Here is a 4156-nt window from a genome sequence, read left to right on the forward strand (position 1 = left end):
ATCGAGTGAGGGTCACACCCGTTCCCATCCCGAACACGGAAGTTAAGCCTCAGATCGCCGATGGTACCTGGCCCCCGGGTCCGGGAGAGTAGGTCGCCGCTGGATTCACGCCCCGCTTGCCGAAACACGGCGAGCGGGGCTTTTTCTTTTTATACAGCACGTGGCGCTTCCCCGGGAATTCCCGTTCCCGCGCTGTCACCCCGCACCTGTTGCGGGGCCGGCCTGCACTGAACCCCTCGCATACACGGATTTCGTCTTTTTTTGTACTTTTAGCACATGTTTCCGAACAAACTTTTATTTCTGTTCATCACACTTTTCCTCCTTGCCGCTTGCAACGAGGAAAAGGATTCCAGCCCCTTTAAATCGAGTGAAATAGTACTAGAAGTCAATTCCGAAAATTTTGCGTTAAATGGAAAAGTCATTGGCAATACGCTAGAAGATATTTTTCAGATTGACGACATTTTAATAGCTCCACTTGATGATGAATTCCAAAAAGTGAGAGAAAATAACGTAAAACTCCGAATTCGATTCAGTGAAGATGTTTATTATAGTGTGTTTTATAAAATTCTGATAACGGCCGCCTTTTGGGGTATTCAGCCTGTTCGTTATACGATAGGCTCAAATTCTAGCAATGTCTATACGTTTGACATTCGAGAAAAACTACGGAATGTTGAGTGGAAAGACGAGTGGGCGAATTTTTGTTTTGTGACTCTTTTTGAAAAGAAAGAACTTATCTCTGTTCTTGAATTTGGTAATAGTGATTATTTTTCGAATCAAAAATTAATGAATGATACTACATATAGGTCCTCAAAATTAAAGTGTACTCAAAACTATATGAATTTGTCCGTTCTTTTCCCTGTAAAAAATTCGGATTCTAAGTACCGAGTTGTTTTTTATGAGACTGATTCGATTTTGCCCAAAGTGTATGATTTGAAAAATGAGGCTGATTTATTGAATGTTCTTGAAACCGTTCGGAAAAATGAAAATTTGCAAAGTAAAAAAGATTATGATTGGATAAATATTTTTGTGAGAGATTCAGTGGATAAGGTTATGACTTTGAATAGGGTTGAACCTTTGATAAAAATTATGGCCAATTTAGGCTATCGAATGCTTTTTACTGATGTTGGGTTTTAGGATGTTCAATTTTTTTAGAGCTTTTTTGTTATTCCTCTCCCTTTTTCTCTTTGTTGCTTGCGACAGCGACAGGAGTATGTTCATGACTCCGAGCCCAGATGAACCTGTCGTGGACGTGAATGTCGATGAATATTCATTGAACGGAACGGTCCTTGGTAAGACCGCTACAGATATTTCTGCTATTGATAGTTTGCTGATTGAACCTCTTTATAAAGAGTTACGAAAGACAAGAGAGCATGAGCAAATCGAAGAATTAAAGACTCAACAAGTGGCTGATCGGCCTGGTAAAATCAAATTGCACGTTGATGAAAATCTTTCTTACGGAGATTTCTATAAGTCCTTGAGCTCAACGATATATGCGGGTTATGTCGTGATTAGTTATGCGATTGGATCGAATTATAAGGATGCTTTTCAGTTAAATATTTCTACTCCAAATTATATGTGGTGTGGTCTTGTTAGACTGAGTATGAAAGCGTTACGGTATAAGTATTTGCGAAATCGTCAAAAGCTGTCGCTTGAAGAAATGTTAGATAAAGACGTTGGGAAAAGAAAAGATCAAATAGAGTGTGTTAAGGATTATAGTGCACTAGCTTTGTTGCTGAGCTATTATCCTAAGGGCGATGGCAATGCCTATGTGGTCAGTTTGAACGAAACATACTTCAATGAGTGTCGTCCGTTTGACGGATTCAACTTCTACACTTTTGATAACGAAGCTGACTTGTGGAAATTTATTGAAAATCTTCGCTTAAAAGTAGAACCGAAAATTGAAGATCGTCAGGATAGGATCTTTGCATTATTAGATGGCCGAAGAAAAATTGAGCTTGTTTTCGAAAAAGACATACCCATGAAAGATATTGCTCCCATAATCAAGAAATTGAGTGGATACGGCTATAGGATTAATTTTACGATTTTGCCTTCAATCTAGTAACGGAAACCTTTATTCTAGGTTATCTATATTCTTTTGTTTGCGTTGCCGATGCTTTGAAACCCGCTACCCATGCGGACTTGTAATATTTTCCCCTTGAATATTCCAACTTGCAACATTGATAAAAAATCCATAAAAATATCCAAAAAGTAATCATTTGTGTTCAAAACTATTTGTAGTTTAAGAATGTAGGCGGACGTGATCGTTTGCCTCGGGGTTAAAAAGAGGATACTACCATGGAAAACAAAGATGTTGAAATTAAGAAATATAGTCCCATCGTCGAAACCGTATGGGGTATCCTTCTTTTGATGCTGAGCTGTGCTCTCATCGTTTTTGGTGCTTAGTTGCGCTTAAATTTGCTGAATAGCAAGAAAGTCCGTCTGTGTTGGAGACGGACTTCTTTTTTTTTGCCTAAATTTTGAAATTTCTATTTAATTGCCAACGGGCTTTACGCCTTCAATTGCTTCAATTAACCAATCCATGACTTTGCTTTCTGATTCTCTGTTGCTGTTGAATTCTATAGCTACTATACTTCTTTTCGGCGTAACCGTAATAGCTTCGCAGTTGAGTATGGAAGAATTTTTGGGGATTATACAGGCGTAGCCGTAATTTTTATCTTGTTTGTATGTCGTATTTTTGCGTTCTTCACCTGGAAACCTACGGCTGAATGAATAATTGATGATATAATCTATGAGTGTAGAATCGCTTTCGTTTTGTGGAGGTTGGAAATCTCCTTCAGTGACGATAAACGATGATGGTAAAGTTTTAATTCTAATGGCGATGTTGTCTTTTGCAAAATCGAATTGTGCAAAGTTTTTTTCTGAAGAGTAAAGAGGTCTTTCGTATGCGAATTCATTTCTCAAGTACGACAAGTCCATTTCAAGAGGTTCTGGAATATCAGTATAGACATAATGGAACCCGGTCAGGAAATATTTTTTTAATTGGGTATGTGAATTTGAACTCGCACATCCACTGATGATGAGCGTGGCTGAAATGAAACCGATAGATAATAATTTGTTCATATTTTTCCTTTATTTAAAATGCAAGATTTCGCCATTGGCATTCACTGACTGGAGGGATGAATCGATTGTTGTAATAATCAATACAATATTGTGGATCTTCTGCTGTAGCGCAATTCCTATCGCGAATTTCAGTGAGTTTATCGTAAACATCCTTGTTTTGCGTAGCTCTGCTTGGGAGTGACCATTCAAGACAACTGAAACAACAGGGTATGCCTGGTACGTAATATGATTTTTTCATTTTCTCAATAACTTTTGTGTCGCCTGTTGCTGAAAAATACGCCCAATGCGCATCGACTTCTTCGGCCTTGCAAGTAATGGTGTCCTGGAAAAGGGAATGACTTTGAATAAAGTCTTCAATACCTTGCTGAATCGGAACCCCCGCCGGAAATTCTCGATGATAATCTTTTTGCTGTTTGGAATCTAAGTGACTTAAAATCCATTTTTCGTCAATGTAATTATGGTTTCTGATGCTTAAGATAATGATGAGAATTTTTACGTATTCCTTGGCGGTCTTTACGTTGAGCGTGTTTTGGCGAATGAGGGCTACAATTAAATCGTTTGTATATTGCGGATTCATTTTATAGGCATCATTTGTGAAATGCTCCAATGAATCGGCAACGGCAGGGGCTAAATCGTCGCGTTTGATATTCTCATTAAATTTGGCTTGAAATAGCGAACAACTAGAAAGGATGATTGCTGCCAGAAAAAGGGATAGAATTACTTGTTTTTTCATATTTTTAATGAATACGTTGTATGTTAATATATAAAAAGATATAGTCTGCACGTTTTTATTCTTGTACGATTCGAAAAAAAAGTTAATAGAATGTCAATATCTTGTAGTTTTGATGGATGGAAAAGATTTTTCTCAAAAAAAGTGAAAAAAAGTTGATTTTTTTTACGCTAACCCCTTGTTTTTATTCCAGAAAATTCTATAATTGGTCTCACCCTCGAAACGACGGTCAAAACGAAGAATCGAGAGTAAAGCGAAAGCCCGCGAGACTTTCGGGAAGATTGAAGGAATCGGAGATGTGCTTAGTGACGGCCCAAGAAAATTTCTTGGAAGTCAAATTAATCA

4 protein-coding genes and 1 rRNA gene are annotated in these 4156 nt (G+C 37.9%); 3 read left to right on the forward strand and 2 right to left on the reverse strand.

Annotated elements, in window-relative coordinates; all coding sequences use genetic code 11:
- The 3 genes from rrf to BUQ91_RS15385 all read left to right on the forward strand — a co-directional run.
- Nucleotides 1-105: ribosomal RNA gene (gene rrf, locus BUQ91_RS15375) — 5S ribosomal RNA — on the forward strand; the annotation flags it as partial.
- A gap of 171 nt (nucleotides 106-276) precedes the next feature.
- Nucleotides 277-1134: a hypothetical protein gene (locus BUQ91_RS15380; RefSeq protein WP_074209916.1), complete on the forward strand. Its 858-nt coding sequence runs from the start codon at nucleotides 277-279 to the stop codon at nucleotides 1132-1134.
- Nucleotides 1135-1210: 76 nt separating this feature from the next.
- Nucleotides 1211-2059, forward strand: a complete 849-nt coding sequence (locus tag BUQ91_RS15385) for a hypothetical protein (RefSeq protein ID WP_139299767.1) — start codon at nucleotides 1211-1213, stop codon at nucleotides 2057-2059.
- Between the two features lie 431 nt (nucleotides 2060-2490).
- On the opposite strand, the gene BUQ91_RS15390 is transcribed toward BUQ91_RS15385, so the two are convergent.
- Both BUQ91_RS15390 and BUQ91_RS15395 read right to left on the reverse strand, forming a co-directional pair.
- Nucleotides 2491-3081, reverse strand: coding sequence for a hypothetical protein (locus tag BUQ91_RS15390; RefSeq protein WP_074209918.1), 591 nt, complete (start codon nucleotides 3079-3081; stop codon nucleotides 2491-2493).
- A 13-nt stretch (nucleotides 3082-3094) separates the two neighbouring features.
- Nucleotides 3095-3814: a hypothetical protein gene (locus BUQ91_RS15395; RefSeq protein WP_074209919.1), complete on the reverse strand. Its 720-nt coding sequence runs from the start codon at nucleotides 3812-3814 to the stop codon at nucleotides 3095-3097.
- Nucleotides 3815-4156 lie beyond the last annotated feature (342 nt).

Origin of the sequence: Fibrobacter sp. UWB11 (assembly GCF_900143015.1) — a bacterium.
Lineage (GTDB): Bacteria > Fibrobacterota > Fibrobacteria > Fibrobacterales > Fibrobacteraceae > Fibrobacter.